At 71.0% G+C, this 17,530-nt stretch carries 17 protein-coding genes; 7 read left to right on the top strand and 10 right to left on the bottom strand.

The window, feature by feature from the left end:
• Positions 1–22 precede the first annotated feature (22 nt).
• Genes OHS57_RS22780 through OHS57_RS22745 form a run of 8 tightly spaced genes read right to left on the bottom strand, consistent with a single transcriptional unit; the run spans position 23 to position 6,453 of the window.
• A complete protein-coding gene (locus tag OHS57_RS22780) occupies positions 23–2,029 on the bottom strand; it encodes an NADH-quinone oxidoreductase subunit 5 family protein (RefSeq protein ID WP_328583182.1) in 2,007 nt (668 codons plus the stop codon).
• On the bottom strand, positions 2,026–2,376 hold the full coding sequence (gene nuoK / locus OHS57_RS22775) for an NADH-quinone oxidoreductase subunit NuoK (protein WP_041985850.1): 351 nt from the start codon (positions 2,374–2,376) through the stop codon (positions 2,026–2,028). Before nuoK ends, OHS57_RS22780 begins: the two co-directional genes overlap by 4 nt.
• Positions 2,376–2,966: an NADH-quinone oxidoreductase subunit J family protein gene (locus tag OHS57_RS22770; RefSeq protein ID WP_041985853.1), complete on the bottom strand. Its 591-nt coding sequence runs from the start codon at positions 2,964–2,966 to the stop codon at positions 2,376–2,378. Before OHS57_RS22770 ends, nuoK begins: the two co-directional genes overlap by 1 nt.
• A complete protein-coding gene (locus OHS57_RS22765) occupies positions 2,963–3,493 on the bottom strand; it encodes a 4Fe-4S binding protein (RefSeq protein WP_041995359.1) in 531 nt (176 codons plus the stop codon). The genes OHS57_RS22770 and OHS57_RS22765 overlap by 4 nt, the downstream gene beginning before the upstream one ends.
• A 59-nt stretch (positions 3,494–3,552) precedes the next feature.
• The gene (locus tag OHS57_RS22760) at positions 3,553–4,521 is read right to left on the bottom strand and encodes a complex I subunit 1/NuoH family protein (protein WP_041985856.1); all 969 of its coding nucleotides are present in this window, start codon (positions 4,519–4,521) and stop codon (positions 3,553–3,555) included.
• Positions 4,518–5,420 (bottom strand): NADH-quinone oxidoreductase subunit C, encoded by a 903-nt coding sequence (locus tag OHS57_RS22755; RefSeq protein ID WP_328583181.1) that lies wholly within the window; start codon positions 5,418–5,420, stop codon positions 4,518–4,520. The genes OHS57_RS22760 and OHS57_RS22755 overlap by 4 nt, the downstream gene beginning before the upstream one ends.
• Positions 5,417–6,070 carry an NADH-quinone oxidoreductase subunit B gene (locus OHS57_RS22750; RefSeq protein WP_328583180.1) on the bottom strand — a complete coding sequence of 218 codons (654 nt, stop codon included), beginning with the start codon at positions 6,068–6,070 and terminating at the stop codon, positions 5,417–5,419. Before OHS57_RS22750 ends, OHS57_RS22755 begins: the two co-directional genes overlap by 4 nt.
• Positions 6,061–6,453 (bottom strand): NADH-quinone oxidoreductase subunit A, encoded by a 393-nt coding sequence (locus OHS57_RS22745; RefSeq protein WP_041985867.1) that lies wholly within the window; start codon positions 6,451–6,453, stop codon positions 6,061–6,063. The genes OHS57_RS22750 and OHS57_RS22745 overlap by 10 nt, the downstream gene beginning before the upstream one ends.
• A 179-nt stretch (positions 6,454–6,632) precedes the next feature.
• Between OHS57_RS22745 and OHS57_RS22740 the strand changes: the two genes are divergently transcribed.
• The 5 genes from OHS57_RS22740 (at position 6,633) to OHS57_RS22720 (ending at position 13,401) form a co-directional block, all read left to right on the top strand.
• Positions 6,633–7,820 carry a sensor histidine kinase gene (locus OHS57_RS22740; protein WP_328583179.1) on the top strand — a complete coding sequence of 396 codons (1,188 nt, stop codon included), beginning with the start codon at positions 6,633–6,635 and terminating at the stop codon, positions 7,818–7,820.
• Positions 7,821–7,911: 91 nt separating this feature from the next.
• Positions 7,912–9,237, top strand: coding sequence for a sensor histidine kinase (locus tag OHS57_RS22735; protein WP_041985870.1), 1,326 nt, complete (start codon positions 7,912–7,914; stop codon positions 9,235–9,237).
• A 173-nt stretch (positions 9,238–9,410) separates the two neighbouring features.
• Positions 9,411–10,070: a response regulator transcription factor gene (locus OHS57_RS22730; RefSeq protein WP_041995361.1), complete on the top strand. Its 660-nt coding sequence runs from the start codon at positions 9,411–9,413 to the stop codon at positions 10,068–10,070.
• A gap of 306 nt (positions 10,071–10,376) precedes the next feature.
• A complete protein-coding gene (locus OHS57_RS22725; protein ID WP_328583177.1) occupies positions 10,377–12,332 on the top strand; it encodes a 2-oxoacid:acceptor oxidoreductase subunit alpha in 1,956 nt (651 codons plus the stop codon).
• Positions 12,325–13,401: a 2-oxoacid:ferredoxin oxidoreductase subunit beta gene (locus OHS57_RS22720; RefSeq protein WP_041985876.1), complete on the top strand. Its 1,077-nt coding sequence runs from the start codon at positions 12,325–12,327 to the stop codon at positions 13,399–13,401. The genes OHS57_RS22725 and OHS57_RS22720 overlap by 8 nt, the downstream gene beginning before the upstream one ends.
• 37 nt (positions 13,402–13,438) lie before the next feature.
• On the opposite strand, the gene OHS57_RS22715 is transcribed toward OHS57_RS22720, so the two are convergent.
• Entirely contained in the window at positions 13,439–13,864 is a 426-nt protein-coding gene (locus OHS57_RS22715; RefSeq protein WP_041985879.1) for a winged helix-turn-helix transcriptional regulator, read from the bottom strand.
• Positions 13,865–13,962: 98 nt separating this feature from the next.
• Between OHS57_RS22715 and OHS57_RS22710 the strand changes: the two genes are divergently transcribed.
• Positions 13,963–14,823: an SDR family oxidoreductase gene (locus tag OHS57_RS22710; protein WP_328583176.1), complete on the top strand. Its 861-nt coding sequence runs from the start codon at positions 13,963–13,965 to the stop codon at positions 14,821–14,823.
• A gap of 200 nt (positions 14,824–15,023) precedes the next feature.
• A complete protein-coding gene (rarD, locus tag OHS57_RS22705) occupies positions 15,024–15,989 on the top strand; it encodes an EamA family transporter RarD (protein WP_328585138.1) in 966 nt (321 codons plus the stop codon).
• A 10-nt stretch (positions 15,990–15,999) separates the two neighbouring features.
• On the opposite strand, the gene OHS57_RS22700 is transcribed toward rarD, so the two are convergent.
• The gene (locus tag OHS57_RS22700; RefSeq protein ID WP_328585137.1) at positions 16,000–17,454 is read right to left on the bottom strand and encodes an MFS transporter; all 1,455 of its coding nucleotides are present in this window, start codon (positions 17,452–17,454) and stop codon (positions 16,000–16,002) included.
• Positions 17,455–17,530: the final 76 nt, after the last annotated feature.

The following is a 17,530-nucleotide window of genomic DNA, read 5'->3' as shown; positions in this document are numbered from 1 at the left end:
ACTCACTGATATCGATCACGGCTCACGCTCCGGCGGCGACGAGTACGGCGGCGATCGCCAGGACGAGCGAGCCGGCGAGCAGGGCGCTCAGGTAGGACTGCACGTTGCCGGTCTGCGCCCGGCGTACGGCGGCACCGAGCCAGCGGGTGCCGGTGCCCGCTCCGCGTACGTACGTGTCGACGACCTCGCGGTCGAGGAAGCGGACCAGCCGGGCCGCCGCGAGGACGGGGCGTACGAAGAGGGCGCCGTACAGGGCGTCGAGGTGGAAGCCCGCCGCCGCGTGCCGGTGCAGCCGTCCCAGCAGCAGCCGGCCGGGGTCGGCGGGGTCGTACGAGCCGGCGATGTCGCCGTAGACGGCCCGGTGGCTCTCGATGGCCTCTTCCTCGGAGAGCGCCGGCTCGGCGTCGGGGTGGGCGGAGACCGCGCCCATCGGACTGCTCGCCGCCAGGGCCGAGGTGTGCTTCCAACTGCCGTAGGTGGTCAGCCCGCCGACGAGCGCGACTCCCGTGCCCAGGACGGAGGTGGTGAGGGTGGGGGCGAGGCTGTGTCCGTCGAACCAGTCCGTGAGGTAACCGATCGTCAGGCCGAGCCCGACGGTGGGGATCGCGAGCACCCACAGGACGGCGCTCATGGCGACGGGCTGTCTGCCGTGGGCCACGGCCTCGGGGCCGTGGCCGTGGAAGGCCAGCAGCCACAGCCGGGTGGCGTAGGCGGCGGTGAGCAGGGCGGTGACCAGACCGGCGACGAGCACGGTCCAGCCCGCCGCCCCGGGGGCGAGCGCGGAGTCGCCGAGGGCGGCGTGTTCGGCGGCGCCGAGCACGGACTCCTTGGAGAAGAAGCCGGCGAAGGGAGGGATCGCGGCGAGCGCGAGCAGGGCGACGGTCATCGTCCAGTACGCGTCGGGGATGCGTTTGGCCAGACCGCCCATGCGGGACATGGCGGCGAGCGAGTTGGTGCCGGCGGCGTGGATGACCACACCGGCGCCGAGGAAGAGCAGGGCCTTGAAAGCGCCGTGCGCGAGGAGGTGGAAGACGGCGGCGCCGCGGTCGCCGACGGCCAGCGCGCCGGTCATGTAGCCGAGTTGGCCGAGGGTCGAGTAGGCGAGGACGCGTTTGATGTCGTCCTGGGCGAGCGCGGCGAGCGCCGAGCCGACCATCGTCACCGCGGCCATGACGGCGAGGACGACCAGGGCCGCCCGTGAGGCGGCGAAGACGGGGAGGAGCCGGGCGACGAAGTAGACACCGGCGGCGACCATGGTCGCCGCGTGGATCAGCGCGGAGACGGGCGTGGGGCCCGCCATCGCGTCCGGCAGCCAGGTGTGCAGCGGGAACTGCGCCGACTTGCCCGCGACACCGGCGAGCAGCAGCAGCGCGATCAGCGTCGGATGGTCGAGTTCGCCGTTGCCGACGGCCGTCAGCACGCCGGTGACGCGGAACGTCCCGGTGTCGGCGGCGAGCGCGAACAGACCGATCAGGAAGGGGACATCGCCGAGCTTGGTGACCAGGAACGCCTTGAGGGAGGCGGCGCGCGCCTCGGGCGTCTCCCAGTAGTGGCCGACGAGGAAGTACGAGCAGATGCCCATGATCTCCCAGCCGACCAGCAGCACCATCAGGTCGCCCGAGTAGACGACGAGCAGCATCGCGGCGGTGAACAGCGAGACCAGGGCGGCGTAGGAGGGGTAGCGGGCGTCGTCGCGCAGATAGGCCGTCGAGTAGATCTGCACGCACGAGGCGACGACGGCGACGAGGACGGCGACGAGCGCGGCGAAGCCGTCGATGTGCAGGGCCAGGTCGACGGGGACCGAGCCGGTCGGGGTGAGCTGGGTCGCCGCGTCCAGCGGTGCCTTGCCGCCACCGGCTCCGCCGCCCTGCCGTACGGCCACGAGCACGGCCAGCACGGCGGAGACGAGCGGCGGCAGGACGGCCAGCGGGCGGACGAATTCGGGTGCGGTACGGCCGAGCAGCAGCCCGGCCGCCGCGCCCAGGAACGGAAGGAGCGGGACGAGCACGGCGAGGGTCGTGGTGTTCACGCGCTGGCCTCGGCATTCTCGGCGGGTCCGTCGGGCGTGCCCGCCTCGGCGGTGTCCCGGAGCCGGTCGATGTCCGAGGTGCCGCGGTTGCGGTACACGGCGAGGACGATCGCCAGGCCGATGCCGATCTCGGCGGCTGCGACGGCGATGACGAACAGGGTGAGCGCCTGGCCGGCGTGCAGGGTGTCGCGGAGCCAGGCGTCGAAGGCGACCAGATTGAGGTTGACGGCGTTGAGCATCAGCTCGACCGACATCAGCACGAGGATCGAGTTGCGGCGCGCGAGCAGCCCGTAGACGCCCGTGCAGAAGAGGAGGGCCGCCAGCACGGCGGGATAGACGAGATGCATCAGCGCTGCTGCTCCTCACCGCTGGCGGCACGGCTCTTCTTGCGGGACAGGACGATCGCGCCGACGAGCGCGGCCAGCAGCAGCACGGACAGCGCCTCGAACGGCAGCACCCAGTGCCGGAACAGGATCTGCCCCGACACCTTCGTGGAGCCCTGCGCCGGTCCGTCCAGATCGATCCAGGTCGTGCGGAACGCGTCGACGACGACCCAGACCAGGGCCGCCGCTGCGAGGACGGCGACCGCGAGGGCCGCGGCCCTGTTGCCCGAATCGGCGTCCGGCGAGCGGCCGATGGGGGCTCTGGTGAGCATCAGACCGAAGAGCAGGAGGACCACCACGGAACCGACGTAGATCAGGACCTGCACCCAGGCGATGAACTCCGCCGTCAGCAGCAGGTATTCGACGGCCAGGCCGCCGAGCGCCACGATCAGCCAGAGCGCGGCGTGCACGAGCTGCTTGGTGGTGACGGTGACGAGCGCGGCGCCGAAGGTGACCAGGCCCACCAGCAGGAAGGTGATCTCGACGCCCGTCGGGGACAGGAAGCCGGGTCCGGTGGTGGCAGCCGCTGCGGTCGCGGTCGCGGCGAGGGTCACTCGCCCGCCCCCGCTTCCCGCTGCTCTCCCGGCTGCTCGTCCCGCTGCTCCGCCAACTGCCGGGCGGCCTCGGCCTTGTCGACGGCCTTGCGCGCGGCGCCGATCTCCTTGGGCTCCTCGGCGCCGGGGTCGAGCGCGGGCGGCGCGGGGACCGTCCACATCCATTCGCGGAGCTTGTCGCGTTCATGGGTCAGCTCGTGGATGTCGGTCTCCGCGTACTCGAACTCCGGTGACCAGAACAGCGCGTCGAAAGGACAGACCTCGATGCAGATACCGCAGTACATGCAGAGCGCGAAGTCGATGGCGAACCGGTCGAGGACGTTACGGCTGCGCTCACGCCCGCCGGGGGCGGCGGCCGGGACCGTCTCCTTGTGGGAGTCGATGTAGATGCACCAGTCGGGGCACTCCCTGGCGCAGAGCATGCAGACCGTGCAGTTCTCCTCGAACAGGCCGATCACCCCACGGCTGCGGGGCGGGAGTTCGGGCTGGGCTTCCGGGTACTGCGCGGTGACGGTCTTCTTCGTCATCGTGCGCAGGGTGACGGCCAGGCCCTTGGCGAGGCCGCTGCCGGGGATCGGAGGAGCCACTAGGTGATCACCACCTTGACGATGCCGGTGAGGGCGATCTGAGCGAGGGCGAGCGGGATGAGGACGGTCCAGGCGAGCTTCTGCAACTGGTCCTCGCGCAGCCGCGGATAGCTCACCCGCAGCCAGATGACGACGAAGGCGAGCACGGCGGTCTTGAGCAGGGTCCAGACCCAGCCGAGCCCTTCGGCGCCGAAGGGACCGTGCCAGCCGCCCAGGAACAGGACGGCGGTCAGCCCGGACAGGACGACGATGCCCGCGTACTCGGCGAGCAGGAAGAGGGCGAAGCGCAGCCCGGTGTACTCGGTGTAGGCACCGAAGATGATCTCGGAGTCGGCGACCGGCATGTCGAAGGGCGGGCGCTGGAGTTCGGCGAGCCCGGCGACGAAGAAGACGACACCGCCGACGATCTGCCACGGCACCCACCACCACGCGAAGGCGTCGAGGATGCCGGGCAGCGAGACCGTGCCGGCGGCCATCGCGACGGAGGCGGCGGCGAGCAGCATCGGCAGCTCGTAGGCGAGCAGTTGGGCGGCGGTGCGCAGCCCGCCGAGGAGGGAGAACTTGTTGGCCGAGGCCCAGCCCGCCATGAGCGAGCCGAGCACCCCGACGCCGAGTACGGCGAGGACGAAGAAGATGCCCGCGTCGACGGCCTGGCCGACGGCGCTCCCGGACGGTCCGACGGGGATCGCGATCAGCACGATCAGATACGGCAGCAGGGCCACGGCGGGGGCGAGTTGGAAGACGCGGCGGTCGGCGGCAGCGGGGACGATGTCCTCCTTCTGCGCGAACTTCACCCCGTCGGCGACGAGCTGGGCCCAGCCGTGGAAGCCGCCCGCGTGCATAGGGCCGAGCCGGCCCTGCATATGGGCCATCACCTTGTGCTCGGTCTGCCCGACGACAAGGGGGAGGACCAGGAACGCGACGAAGACGACGACCAGCCGCAGGACGACGTCGAGCACGTCATTCACGCGTCTCCTCCGGGGCGGTCGGTCTCGGGGCGGTCCGTGTCCGGGCGGTCGGTGTCCGGGCGGTCGGTGTCCGGGCGGTCGGTGTCCGGGCGGTCACCGGATTCCGGCTTCGGCTCCGGCTTGGATTCCGGCTTCGGCTCCGCCTTCGGCTCGCGCCACGGTGCGTCGGCGGCCGGGGCCTGCTGGCTCGCCGAGCCCTCCGACACGCTGCGGGCGCGGCGTACGGGCCGCTCGGGCCGTTCCCCCGTCGCGGTGTCGGCCGCACCGGCCGCGCGGCCGGTGCGGGCGCCGCGTGCGGGCCGCGCGGGGGCCGGCGGGAGCTGGCCCTTCAGCGGGCCCCATTCGTTCGGGTCGGGCACGCCGGGCGGCAGCATCTGCCGCCTGCGCGGGCCGCCGCCCTCGGACTCCCCCGGTTCCTTAGCCCCCGGCCACGCCTTGGCGACCCGGGCCGCGAGGACGAAGTCCTTGCGCAGCGGGTGGCCTTCGAAGGTCTCGGGGAGCAGCAGGTGGACGAGGTTCGGGTGGTCGGTGAAGGAGACGCCGAACATCTCGTACGTCTCCCGCTCGTGCCAGCCGGCGCCCGCGTACACGCCGAGCGCGGTCGGCAGGACGGGCGCCTCGTGCGGGACGGTCGTACGGAGCAGCAGTTTGCGGACCGTGCCGCCGCCCAGCGCGACGACATGCGCGCAGACACGGAAGCCGGTGCCCGGTTCGTCCACGGCGCTGAGCCAGTCGAAGAAGCCGCAGCCCAACTGGTCGCGTGCCGCTTCGAGTGCGCTGATCCAGGAGGCCGCCGGGACATCGACGGTGAGGAGTTCGTACGCCCGCTCCGCCGTCGCGCCCTCGCCGAAGACCTCGGCCACGGCCGCCGGGTCGGGCAGCCGGTCGTACGCGTTCACGACGCTCCCTCACCAGGGGCAGCAGGAGCGGCAGGCGTGGCACCCGGCGCCGGAGGTGCGACCAGATCGCTGCGCAGCGCGGCGGTCGACGGCCTGGCCGCCGACGCGTACCGGTCGCCGAGCGTCTCGCGGGCGATCTTCTCCTGGAGTTTGAGGATGCCCTGGAGGAGCGCCTCGGGCCGGGGCGGACAGCCCGGTACGTACACGTCGACGGGGATGATCTGGTCGACGCCCTTCGTGACCGAGTACGAGTCCCAGTACGGGCCGCCGCAGTTGGAGCAGGCGCCGAAGGAGATCACGTACTTGGGCTCGGGCATCTGCTCGTACAGCCGCTTCACGGCGGGTGCCATCTTGTCCGTGACCGTGCCGGACACCACCATCAGGTCGGCCTGGCGCGGCCCGGGGGCGAAGGGGATCACTCCGAGCCGGATGAAGTCGTGCCTGGCCATCGAGGCGGCGATGAACTCGATGGCGCAGCAGGCGAGTCCGAAGTTGAAGACCCACAGGCTGTAGCGGCGGCCCCAGTTGAGGACGACCTTCATCGGTTCGGGTGCCAGCCGCGAGAGCACGCCGAGACGCCTCGGCTCGGGCAGCAGCTCGGGCTCGGGAGGCAGCGCGGGCTCGGCGGCAGGGGCGGGGGTCACGTCCATTCCAGGACGCCCTTCTTCCATGCGTAGAGCAGTCCCACGGCCAGGAAGCCGAGGAAGACGAACATCTCGACCAGCGTCGTGGCGCCGTAGCCCGGGGCGGCGAAGACCGTGGCCCACGGGAACAGGAAGACCGAGTCGACGGCGAAGATCACATAGAGGAACGCGTAGACGTAGTAACGGACCTGGGTGTGTGCCCAGCCCTCGCCCACCGGGTCGACGCCGCACTCGTAGGTGAGCATCTTCTCCTGGGTGGGGACCACGGGGCGCAGCAGCTGTCCCGCCCCGAAGGCCACCGCGACGAACAGCACACCGATGACGGCGAGCAGCCCGACCACCGTGTAGCCGTGGAAGTAGTCCCCCGCGAGAACGGTCGGTTCCGACACGTCCGCCCCTCGCTCCCTGACCTCGTAGCAGCCTCTTCGACGATCTGTACGGACGGGAGTCTAGGCCCTGTTAAAGATTGGGTAAGCAGCCGCGTCCGGCAAGGGTGGGGTTATCCCCAGTTCCCTCCTCCCAGCTTCCCCATGGCGCCGGCGACTCCGGCCCGGCAGGCTGGGGGGTTATGACCGCCAGTGCCAGCCCCGCCTCGTCCGATCTGCCGCCGCCCGCGCGCTTCGCCTACAACCGGCACACGTGGAAGGAGATCTCCTACCTCCTGGCGAACCTGCCCGTTTCCGTGGTCGCGTTCGTGCTCATCGTGTTCGCCATCACCACCGGTGTGGGTCTGTCCGTGACGGTGATCGGTCTGCCGTGGCTGGCGCTCGGCCTCGCCGGTGCGCGGCTGTACGGCAAGGGCGAACGGGCCCGCGCGCGGGGGCTGCTGGGGCTGCGGATCGACGAGCCGAGTCCGCTGTTCCGCAAGGGCAGGCGCGAGCCGGGCACGGACGGCTTCTTCGGCCGGCTCTGGACGGGGCTCAAGGACACGGTGGCCTGGCGGACGGCGCTGTACGCGTTCATCCGGCTGCCCTGGGGCGTTCTGACGTTCGCCGTGACGCTCGTCGGGCTCATCGTGCTGTGGCCGGTGCTGCCGTTCGTGGTGCGCGGGCTGACCAACGTCGACCGGGCGATGGTGCGGGGCCTGCTGTCGCCGTCCGACGGCCTTGAGCGGCGGATCGCCGAGCTGGAGTCGGACCGGGGCGTGGTCGTGGACACGGCAGCCGCCGACCTGCGCCGGATCGAGCGCGATCTGCACGACGGGGCACAGGCCCGGCTCGTCGCCCTCGCCATGGGGCTCGGTCTGGCGAAGGAGAAGCTGCTCGAAGATCCCGACGCGGCGGCCGTGATGGTCGACGAGGCGCACGGCGAGGTGAAGCTGGCGCTCCAGGAACTGCGGGACCTGGCGCGCGGCATCCACCCCGCCGTCCTCACCGACCGGGGCCTGGACGCCGCGCTGTCCTCCGTCGCCTCCCGCTGCACGGTCCCGGTGAAGGTGACCGTCGATCTGGCCGACCGGCCGGCGCAGGCCATCGAGGGCATCGCGTACTTCACCGTCTCGGAGCTGCTGCAGAACGTCAGCAAGCACAGCGGGGCGCGGATGGCCTCCGTCGACCTGTGGCGTGCCGAGGACCGGCTGCTCATCCAGGTCGGCGACGACGGCCACGGCGGTGCGCGGCTCGACGGCGGTACGGGGATGGCGGGGCTCGCCGAGCGGCTCGGCGCCGTGGACGGGCTGCTCGTCCTCGACTCGCCCGAGGGCGGTCCGACGACGATCACGGCCGAGCTGCCCTGGTGGGAGCGCGGCACGGCCTGACCACCGCCGCCCGGCCGGCGAAGAGGGTGGGGAAAACCCCCGGTCAAGTAGGAGACGGACCTCATGGTGCGCAGGACTCGGCCCGGGGAGCATGGAGTACATGGAGACCTACATCAACAGCGGCTCGCAGCCCCGGCGCCATGTCCTGCCCCCGGTGCTGCGCGCTCCGGTCGAGGCCCGCACCTGGCGCGAGTTCGGCTATCTGCTGCTCAGTTTCCCGATCAGTGTGACCGCGTTCTGCTTCGCGCTCACGATGACGGTGCTCGGCTCGGGGCTGCTGATCACCTTCCTCGGGGTGCCGGTGCTGGCTGCCGCGCTGGCGGCCTGCCGTGGCCTCGGTGTGCTGGAGCGGGCCAGGGCCAGGACCCTGCTGCGGGTGGAGGTGGCGAACCCGGAGCCGGTGCGGAGCAAGAAGGGCGGACCGCTGGCCTGGATGGGGGCGGTGCTGAAGAGCGGGGTGTCCTGGCGGCATCTGCTCTACGCGCTGCTGCACTTCCCGTGGGCGACGTTCGCCTTCACGGTCTCCCTGACCTTCTGGACGACGGCCTGGGCGCTGTTCACCTATCCGCTGTGGCAGTGGATCTCCCCCGACTCCGGTGACGCGCGCATCCAGCTGTTCAGCGACGCGCAGGGCAACGTGGTGGTGCTGGACAGTCCGTTCGAGATCGCGGCGGTCAGCGCGGTCGGTCTGGTGCTCGTGCTCGCCTCCCCCTGGCTGATCCGGGGGCTCACCAGCGTGGACCGGCTGTGGATAACGGGTCTGCTCGGTCCGTCCAGGCTCGCGACCCGCGTCACGGAGCTGGAGTCGGACCGGGGCGTGGTCGTGGACACGGCAGCCGCCGACCTGCGCCGGATCGAGCGTGACCTGCACGACGGGGCACAGGCCCGGCTCGTCGCCCTGGCGATGGATCTGGGGCTGGCGAAGGAGAAGCTGACGGAGGACCCGCAGGCCGCGGCGCGCATGGTCGGTGAGGCGCACGGCGAGGTGAAGACGGCGCTCCAGGAGCTGCGGGACCTGGCGCGCGGCATCCACCCGGCGGTCCTCACCGACCGGGGCCTGGACGCGGCGCTCTCCTCCGTGGCCTCGCGCTGCACCGCGCCCGTGGAGGTCACGGTCGATCTGCCCGCCAGGCCGGCCGCGGCCATCGAGGGCATCGCGTACTTCACCGTCTCGGAGCTGCTGCAGAACGTCAGCAAGCACGCCAGGGCCCGGCGCGCCACGGTCGACGTGTGGCGTACGGCGGACCGGCTGATGCTCCAGGTGACGGACGACGGGCAGGGCGGCGCCGACATGACGGCGGGCAGCGGTCTCGCGGGGCTCACGGAGCGCCTCGGCGCCGTGGACGGCATCCTCGTCGTGGACTCCCCCGCCGGTGGTCCCACGGTGGTGACGGCCGAGCTGCCCTGGCGCGGCTGACCCGTCTCTTCCCCGCCCGCTGTTCGTCCGTTCCTCCGCCGGCCCCCGGATCTCCCTAGATTCGCCGCAGGTGCGGGCGGAGCGATCGGAACCCTGGGATGCTGGGGGCACCTGGATTTTCACGGGTGCGGACGGAAAAGCGACATGGGGGCTGCGGGGACGTGGAGGACAGAGTGCGGGTGGTCATCGCCGAGGACTCGGTGCTGCTTCGGGAGGGCCTGACCCGCCTGTTGACCGACCGCGGGCACGACGTGGTCGCGGGCGTCGGGGACGCGGAAGCACTGATCAAGACGGTGGGGGACCTCGCGGCGCAGGACACGCTGCCGGACGTGGTCGTCGCGGACGTACGGATGCCGCCGACGCACACCGACGAAGGCGTACGGGCCGCCGTGCGGCTGCGCAAGGACTACCCCGGCATCGGGGTGCTGGTCCTGTCGCAGTACGTCGAGGAGCAGTACGCGACCGAGCTGCTGGCCGGATCCAGCCGGGGTGTGGGCTATCTGCTCAAGGACCGGGTGGCTGAGGTCAGGGAGTTCGTGGACGCGGTGGTCCGGGTGGCGCGGGGCGGTACGGCCCTCGACCCGGAGGTGGTGGCCCAGTTGCTGGGCCGCAGCCGTAAGCAGGACGTGCTGGCCGGGCTGACCCCCCGGGAGCGCGAAGTGCTCGGTCTGATGGCCGAGGGACGGACGAATTCGGCCATCGCCAAGGCCCTGGTGGTGAGCGACGGAGCGGTGGAGAAGCACGTCAGCAACATCTTCCTGAAGCTCGGCCTCTCCCCCAGTGACGGAGATCACCGGCGGGTCCTCGCCGTCCTCACCTACCTGAAGACATGAGCCGCTCAGGACACGATCCGCCGGACCGGGCGTGGCGGCGGCCGCCGCCGCCGCGCCGCCGCTGTGCCGTAGCTCCGCCGGATGGTCCTGCGGGACCTAGACCCAAAGGATGAGTACGGCTCAGCCGGTACCGAAGCCCCCCAATGTGGGGCACATCACCCCAAAACATGGTGGGGAGATGTCTCACCATGCGACCCAGCACGCAAGCGGTCCAAGGTAGGCCACCCTTACCGACGTAGGGTGGCTTCCGGGACTGCCGGGTGGCCGGCCGGTCCCGAGCCGCCGCCTCGAGGGAGGTCCAGTTCAGTGACCAGCCAGGTCAGTAGCCCAGCCGATGAGGCCAACGACGCCGATGAGGCAGTCGTCGGGGAACAGCGTGCCCATCTGTCCGGACAGGGGGGTGCGGGCGAGAAAGAGGTCCGCCGTCTCGACCGGGTGATCATCCGGTTCGCGGGTGACTCCGGGGACGGTATGCAGCTGACGGGTGACCGGTTCACTTCGGAGACGGCGTCGTTCGGCAACGACCTGTCGACGCTGCCGAACTTCCCGGCCGAGATCAGGGCGCCTGCCGGGACCCTGCCGGGTGTCTCCTCGTTCCAGCTGCACTTCGCGGACCACGACATCCTGACCCCCGGTGACGCGCCGAACGTGCTGGTCGCGATGAACCCGGCGGCGCTGAAGGCGAACATCGCCGACGTACCGCGCGGTGCGGAGATCATCGTCAACACGGACGAGTTCACGAAGCGTCCGATGGCGAAGGTCGGCTACGACGTCTCGCCGCTGGAGGACGGGTCGCTGGAGGGCTACCAGGTCCACCCGGTGCCCCTGACGACGCTGACGATCGAGGCGCTCAAGGAGTTCGGTCTCTCCCGCAAGGAGGCCGAGCGCAGCAAGAACATGTTCGCGCTGGGTCTGCTGTCGTGGATGTACCACCGCCCGACGGAGAACACCGAGAAGTTCCTGCGGACGAAGTTCGCGAAGAAGCCGCAGATCGCCGAGGCGAACGTGGCCGCCTTCCGGGCCGGCTGGAACTTCGGCGAGACGACGGAGGACTTCGCGGTCTCCTACGAGGTCGCCCCGGCCGACGCCGCTTTCCCCACCGGCACCTACCGCAACATCTCCGGGAACCTGGCCCTGTCGTACGGGCTGATCGCCGCCGCCGAGCAGGCCCAACTGCCGCTGTACCTCGGGTCGTACCCGATCACCCCGGCCTCCGACATCCTGCACGAGCTGTCCCGGCACAAGAACTTCGGCGTACGCACCTTCCAGGCGGAGGACGAGATCGCGGCGATCGGCGCCGCGCTGGGCGCCGCGTTCGGCGGGTCCCTCGCCGTGACCACGACATCGGGCCCCGGCGTCGCGCTGAAGTCCGAGACGATCGGGCTCGCGGTCTCCCTGGAACTGCCGCTGCTGGTGGTGGCGATCCAGCGCGGCGGCCCCTCGACGGGGCTGCCGACCAAGACGGAGCAGGCAGACCTGCTGCAGGCCATGTACGGCCGCAACGGCGAGGCCCCCGTCCCGGTGGTCGCGGCCCGCACCCCCGCCGACTGCTTCGACGCCGCCCTGGAGGCGGCGCGGATCGCGGTCACCTACCGCACCCCCGTCTTCCTGCTCTCCGACGGCTACCTCGCCAACGGCTCCGAGCCGTGGCGGATCCCGGAGATCGACGAACTGCCCGATCTGCGCGTCCAGTTCGCCAGTGGCCCGAACCACGAGCTGGCCGACGGCACCGAGGTGTTCTGGCCGTACAAGCGCGACCCGCAGACGCTGGCCCGCCCCTGGGCCGTGCCGGGTACGCCGGGGCTCGAACACCGGATCGGCGGGATCGAGAAGCAGGACGGCACGGGCAACATCTCGTACGACCCGGCCAACCACGACTTCATGGTCCGCACCCGGCAGGCCAAGATCGACGGCATCACCGTGCCCGACCTGCACGTGGACGACCCGGACCACGCCCGCACCCTCGTCCTCGGCTGGGGCTCCACGTACGGCCCGATCACTGCGGCGGTACGCCGGCTGCGCAAGGACAGCGTGCCCATCGCGCAGGCCCATCTGACCCACCTCAACCCCTTCCCCGCCAACCTCGGGGACGTGCTGAGGTCGTACGACAAGGTCGTGGTGCCGGAGATGAACCTCGGCCAGCTCGCCACCCTGATCCGCGCCAAGTACCTGATCGACGCGCACAGTTACAACCAGGTCAACGGGATGCCGTTCAAGGCCGAACAGCTCGCCACGGCCCTCAAGGAGGCCATCGATGTCTGAGATCACCAACGAGCTGCTGACGCTGGTACCCAAGGCCGAAGCCAAGCAGTCGATGAAGGACTTCAAGTCGGACCAGGAGGTGCGCTGGTGCCCCGGCTGCGGCGACTACGCCGTCCTGGCCGCCGTGCAGGGCTTCATGCCCGAACTCGGCCTGGCGAAGGAGAACATCGTCTTCGTCTCCGGCATCGGCTGCTCCTCCCGCTTCCCGTACTACATGAACACGTACGGGATGCACTCGATCCACGGCCGCGCCCCGGCCATCGCCACCGGTCTGGCCACCTCGCGCCGTGACCTGTCGGTCTGGGTCGTCACCGGTGACGGCGACGCCCTGTCCATCGGCGGCAACCACCTCATCCACGCGCTGCGCCGCAATGTGAATCTGAAGATCCTGCTGTTCAACAACCGGATCTACGGGCTCACCAAGGGCCAGTACTCACCGACCTCCGAGCTGGGGAAGATCACCAAGTCCACCCCGATGGGCTCCCTGGACTCCCCGTTCAACCCGGTGTCGCTGGCCATCGGCGCCGAGGCCTCGTTCGTCGCGCGCACCGTCGACTCCGACCGCAAGCACCTCACCCAGGTGCTGCGCGAGGCGGCCGAGCACCCGGGCACTGCGCTGGTGGAGATCTACCAGAACTGCAACATCTTCAACGACGGCGCCTTCGAGGTCCTGAAGGACAAGGACCAGGCGCAGGAGGCGGTGATCCGGCTGGAGCACGGGCAGCCCATCCGCTTCGGCGCCCCGCTGGAGAACGGCCTGGGCAGCAAGGGGGTCGTGCGCGACCTGGCCACGGGCGATCTGGAGGTCGTCGCCGTGACGCCCGAGAACGAGTCGCGGGTCCTGACCCACGACGCGCACTCGGCCTCGCCGACCAACGCGTTCGCGCTGTCCCGGCTCGCCGACGCCGACACCCTGCACCACACCCCCATCGGGGTCTTCCGCAGCGTCGACCGGCCCGTCTACGACACCCTCATGTCCGACCAGCTCGACACGGCCGTCGAGAAGCAGGGCAAGGGCGACCTCGCGGGCATGCTCGCGGGCAACGACACCTGGACCGTCGCGGGCTGACGCTCAGCCGCGTACGCGCGCGGCCACGTACGCGCGCTCAGGCACGCACACGCGGGGCCCGGATCTCCTCGGTGGAGGTCCGGGCCTCGTCGTACTCCTCGCGCGCCGTCAGCACGGCCGCCACCCGGCTCTCGGTCCAGCGGGCGAGCGCCCAGACCTGCTCGGCCGCCTCGCGCCCCAGCTCGGTCAGCGCGTAGTCGACGCGCGGCGGGATGACGGGCTTGGCGTCGCGGTCCACGAATCCGTCCCGCTCCAGCGTCTGGAGCGTCTGCGCCAGCATCTTCTCGCTGACCCCGCCGATCAGCCGCCGCAGCTCGCTGAAGCGGTACGAGCGCTCCAGCAGCGCCGCCAGGACGAGGACGCCCCAGCGGCTGGTCACATGCTCAAGGATCAGCCGGGATTCGCACATCGGCTGATTGACGTCCGGCCGCGCGAGCTGCGGATACACCTCACTTACCGTCATGTCTGTACCTTACTTCAAGGTGGGTACTTACTGATAGTTAGTGCGCGCCGTAGGGTGGTGAGCGAGCAATACGAACCAGACAAATTTGGAGATATGGCATGAGCGTCGTCGTCACAGGAGCCACCGGCCACCTCGGCAAGCTCGTCATCGCGTCCCTGCTGGACTCGGGGGTGCCGGCCGCCGGTATCGCCGCCGTCGCCCGCAGCAAGGAGAAGGCCGCCGAGTTCGAGGCGCGCGGTGTCGAGGTGCGGATCGCGGACTACGACGACCCGCAGAGCCTGGCCGCCGCGTTCCGGCCGGGCGACCGGGTCGTGCTGATCTCGGGGAGCGAGGTCGGCCGCCGCGTACCGCAGCACGGCGCGGTCGTCGATGCGGCCAAGGCGGCGGGGGTGGCGCAGCTCGCGTACACCGGTGCGCTGGGCGGGCCCGAAGCGGACTTCGCGCTGGCCGACGAGCACAAGGTGACCGAGCAGCTGATCCTCGACTCGGGGCTGCCGTACACGTTCCTGCGCAACGGCTGGTACTCCGAGGTCTACACGGAGAATCTGGCTCCGGTGCTGGCGTCGGGCGAGGTCGTCACCAACGCGGGCGACGGCCGGGTGTCCTCGGCCGCCCGCGCCGACTACGCGGCGGCCGTCGCCGCCGTACTGACCGGCGAGGGCCATCTGAACACGGTGTACGAGCTGAGCGGCGACTCGGCGTGGTCCTTCGACGAGTACGCGGCCGAGCTGTCCCGGCAGACCGGCTCCACCATCGTCCACCGGTCCGTCAGCGAGGCCGAGCACACCGCCATCTTCGTCGGGATCGGGCTGCCCCAGCCGTTCGCCGAGATCCTGGCCGGCGTCGACACCGCGATCAGCCGTGGCCTCATCGCGGGCACGAGCGGCGACCTGGCGCGGCTGATCGGCCGGCCGACGACCCCGCTGGCCGACTCGATCGCCGCGGCGCTCGCGTCCTGACGTCAGCCCTCCGGTCATGACCGTATTCCGATACGCACATGACATCCCTGCCCGTGCCGCACTACCTTTCCTCGGGAGGCTCCGCCAGGACGGCGGGGGACGGCGGCGCGGGGCGGGGAGGGCCAGTGAAGGCAGAGGGTGAACAGCGGGCCGGACTCGAACAGCGGGCCGGACTGCTGTACGGAATCGCCGCGTACGGAATGTGGGGCCTCGTCCCGCTCTTCTGGCCGCTGCTCAAGCCCACCGGGGCGATGGAGATCCTCGCCCACCGGATGGTCTGGTCGCTCGCCTTCGTCGGCGTCGCCCTGCTGGCGCTGCGCCGCTGGGGCTGGATCAAGGACCTGGTCCGGCAGCCGGCCAAGCTCGGACTGCTGGTCGTCGCCGCGGCCGTGATCACCGTCAACTGGGGTGTCTACATCTGGGCGGTCAACGCCGACCATGTCGTCGAGGCGTCCCTGGGCTACTTCATCAACCCGCTCGTCACGATCACGATGGGCGTCCTGCTGCTGAAGGAGCGGCTGCGGCCGGCGCAGTGGACGGCGGTCCTGATCGGCTTCGTCGCCGTGCTCGTGCTCGCGATCGGCTACGGGCAGCCGCCGTGGATCTCGCTGGTCCTGGCCTTCTCGTTCGGCACGTACGGGCTGGTCAAGAAGAAGATCAACCTCGGCGGAATCGAATCGCTCGCCGCCGAGACCGCGATCCAGTTCCTGCCCGCCCTCGGCTACCTGCTGTGGCTCGGCGCCTCCGGCGACGGGACGTTCACCACCCACGGCCCCGGGCATGCCGCGCTCCTCGCCTCGACCGGCATCGTCACCGCCGTACCGCTCGTCTGCTTCGGCGCGGCCGCGATCCGGGTGCCGCTGTCGGTCCTCGGCCTGCTCCAGTACCTGGCGCCGGTCTTCCAGCTCATCCTGGGGGTCACCTACTTCCACGAGGAGATGCCGCCCGAGCGGCTGGCGGGCTTCGCGCTGGTGTGGGTCGCGCTGGCCGTACTGACCTGGGACGCGCTGCGGACGGCGCACCGTACGAAGGCGCGTGCGCAACGGCTGGCGGCGGAGCTGGAAAGCCGCCAGGACCCGCCGCCCGCCGCCGCACCCGCGCCCCGGCCGACCGACGACCGGGACGGCCGGCAGGCCGAGGCGCCCCGGCTCCCGCAGGCGCCCTGACCGACCGCCGTCACCGCACCGGTTCGGCGCTGCGCGCCGCAGGCAGCGCGTCAGCTGTCCGGCCGGACTTCCCGCCGGGCTTCCGGCCGAGCAGCCCCGACACCGTGATCAGCGCACCCAGCACCACCATCACGAGCGGCACCGTCAGCGCCGTACGGAACGCGGCCATCCGCGCCTCGGCCGAGCCGTCCGTACCGCTGACGGCGATGCCGTACACCGCGGCGACGGCGGAGATACCGACCGCCGAGCCGAACTGGATCGCGGTGTTCAGCAGCCCGCCCGCCAGGCCCTGTTCCTCCGCCGCCACCCCGTCCGTCGCCGCGATGGTCAGCGGCCCGTACGCCAGCGCGAACGCGACACCGGTCAGGATCAGGGTCGGGAACATCGCCGCGTACGACCAGTCGAGGCCGACCGGCAGGAACAGCCCGTACGAGACGATCCCGAGCAGGAAACCGCCGAGTATCACCCGGGCGTTGCCGAAGCGGTTCACCAGACGCGGCGTCAGGGTCGGGGCGAGGACCGCGTCACAGCCCATGATCACCAGGGCGAGCGCGGTCTCCAGGGACGACCAGCCGCGCAGTTCCTGGAGGTAGAGCGTCACGACGAACTGGAAGCCGAAGAACGAGCCGACGAAGAGCAGCGCTCCGAGATCGGCCCTGACCATCGCCGCCCTGCGGAAGATCCCGAGCCGTACGAGCGGGGCGGCGGCGCGGCGCTCGATCACGACGAAGAGCCCGAGCAGCAGCAGCCCCGCGGCGAAGACACCGGCGGTGCGGAGCCAGTCCTCCGTGCCGTGCTCCAGCCGCACGATCCCGTACGCCAGCAGCAGCATCGCCCCGGCCGCAGCGGTGGCGCCGGGCAGATCGAAGCCGCGCTTCCCGGTCTCCTCCCCCGTGGGCGCCGGGGGCTCCTCGCGTGGCAGTACGCGGAAGGCCGCGACGAGCAGCGCGCCCGCCAGCAGTACCGGGGCGAAGAAGACCCAGCGCCAGCCGAGTTCGGTCAACAGCCCGCCGATGACGAGGCCGAGCGAGAACCCGCCGGCGCCCGTGCCCGCGAAGACCAGCAGGGCCTTGTTGCGCTGCGGTCCCTCCGCGTAGGAGGTGGTGATGATCGACAGCGCCGCCGGGGTCATGAAGGCGGCGGCGACACCGGTGGCGAAGCGGGCGACGACCAGCATCCAGCCCTCGCCCGCGAAGCCGCCGAGGCCCGAGAAGAGCAGGAAGACCGTCAGCGCGACGAGGAACGTCCGGCGCCGGCCGAGCAGATCGGCGGTACGGCCGCCGAGCAGGGTGAACCCGGCGTAGCCGAGCACGTACCCGCTCATCACCCAGGCGGCCGTGTCGGTCGTCAGGGCCAGGTCGGACCTGATCGAGGGGATCGCCACGGCGAGCATCGCGATGTCGATGCCCTCCAGGAAGATCGTCCCGCAGAGGACGAGTAACAGCGCCCAGGCACGTGCGGACATGACGGGCGGCGCTGCGGACACGGACGGCATGGCGGTCTCCTCGCAGGCGGTTACCGGACCGACTGTCGGTTCCTTC

The sequence above is a fragment of the Streptomyces sp. NBC_00370 genome (genome assembly GCF_036084755.1).
In the GTDB taxonomy this organism is placed as follows: domain Bacteria; phylum Actinomycetota; class Actinomycetes; order Streptomycetales; family Streptomycetaceae; genus Streptomyces.
Note: the sequence above shows the minus strand (reverse complement) of the source record. Positions and strands in the feature narration are given on the sequence as shown.

What these genes read in the sequence shown, in the direction of transcription:
- OHS57_RS22740 (WP_328583179.1), top strand. Translation starts at nt 6,633, where the DNA reads ATGACCGCCAGTGCCAGCCCCGCCTCGTCCGATCTGCCGCCGCCCGCG.
- OHS57_RS22720 (WP_041985876.1), top strand. Translation starts at nt 12,325, where the DNA reads ATGTCTGAGATCACCAACGAGCTGCTGACGCTGGTACCCAAGGCCGAA.
- OHS57_RS22735 (WP_041985870.1), top strand. Translation starts at nt 7,912, where the DNA reads ATGGAGTACATGGAGACCTACATCAACAGCGGCTCGCAGCCCCGGCGC.
- OHS57_RS22765 (WP_041995359.1), bottom strand. Translation starts at nt 3,493, where the DNA reads ATGACGAAGAAGACCGTCACCGCGCAGTACCCGGAAGCCCAGCCCGAA.
- OHS57_RS22750 (WP_328583180.1), bottom strand. Translation starts at nt 6,070, where the DNA reads ATGGACGTGACCCCCGCCCCTGCCGCCGAGCCCGCGCTGCCTCCCGAG.
- OHS57_RS22715 (WP_041985879.1), bottom strand. Translation starts at nt 13,864, where the DNA reads ATGACGGTAAGTGAGGTGTATCCGCAGCTCGCGCGGCCGGACGTCAAT.
- OHS57_RS22700 (WP_328585137.1), bottom strand. Translation starts at nt 17,454, where the DNA reads ATGTCCGCACGTGCCTGGGCGCTGTTACTCGTCCTCTGCGGGACGATC.
- rarD (WP_328585138.1), top strand. Translation starts at nt 15,024, where the DNA reads ATGTGGGGCCTCGTCCCGCTCTTCTGGCCGCTGCTCAAGCCCACCGGG.
- OHS57_RS22710 (WP_328583176.1), top strand. Translation starts at nt 13,963, where the DNA reads ATGAGCGTCGTCGTCACAGGAGCCACCGGCCACCTCGGCAAGCTCGTC.
- nuoK (WP_041985850.1), bottom strand. Translation starts at nt 2,376, where the DNA reads ATGCATCTCGTCTATCCCGCCGTGCTGGCGGCCCTCCTCTTCTGCACG.